Source organism: Psychrobacter sp. 1Y4 (genome assembly GCF_051847555.1).
Genome location: NZ_JBPYDE010000260.1, coordinates 1 through 909 on the forward strand (window position 1 = coordinate 1; position 909 = coordinate 909).

At 44.4% G+C, this 909-nt stretch carries 2 protein-coding genes; both read right to left on the reverse strand.

Going from position 1 to position 909, the window contains the following annotated elements; genetic code table 11:
* Positions 1–283 (reverse strand): ComEA family DNA-binding protein (locus tag ACS8FC_RS15635; protein ID WP_439297446.1); only part of this gene is annotated, 283 nt, incomplete at its 3' end.
* A 76-nt stretch (positions 284–359) separates the two neighbouring features.
* Positions 360–909 (reverse strand): MazG nucleotide pyrophosphohydrolase domain-containing protein (locus tag ACS8FC_RS15640; RefSeq protein ID WP_439297447.1); only part of this gene is annotated, 550 nt, incomplete at its 5' end.

Genomic DNA, 909 nt, shown 5'->3' on the forward strand with positions numbered 1-909 from the left:
AGCGTCTTCGGTTTTTCTCAAGCGTTTTTGCACCAATACCTTTTACCTTTGCTAACTCATCTACTGTTTTAAACTCACCGAACATTTCACGATATAAAATAATCGCCTGGGCTTTACTGCTGCCAATACCGTTTAGCGATACCAGCTCACCTTCACTGGCACGATTGATATTTACGGTGGCTTCATCTCGTGCCTGTATTTTGGCATTTTCTTGTGCCAACAGATAGGCGTAAGCACGCTGAGGATTGTCAAAACAGGGAGCAGCGTGGGCATTATTAAGCATCAGCAGAGCACATAAAAGACCGAAAATAGACATTGCTATATAGCTGCTAGGCGAAATATAGCTGCGAGACGAGATTTTATGATGAGCGTTCATGTTGTTTCGCCGCTTCCCACAATGCATCCATTTCGGTTATATCGCTGTCCTCCAAACGCTTACCACTTAATGCTAATTGCTCCTCAATATAACCAAAACGTGATTTAAATTTATGTACGCAGGTTAAGGTAGCGGCTTCTGCATCAAGGTTCAGTTTACGTGCGACATTGACGAGCGCAAACATGCAATCGCCTAATTCCTTTTCGACATCTCTGATATTGGCTTTGATCTCGACTATAGATTTATCTGTTAGCTCATGCTTTAGCTCGGCAATCTCTTCATCCAGCTTTTCGACTGCACCAGCAATACCGTCCCAATCAAAACCCAGCTTTGACGCTTGTTTTTGCACATCTTGTGCCTGCATTAAGGCACTACCCGCTTTCACTTGGTCTAAGCGACGTTTTGATTTACCACGTGCCTCGCGTGCCTGCTGCTCTTCTAATTTAATCTCATCCCAGCGTATTTTTACTGCCGCATCGTCCTTGAGCGTTTCGGCTTCAAATACATGAGGGTGACGGCGAACCAGCTTTTCT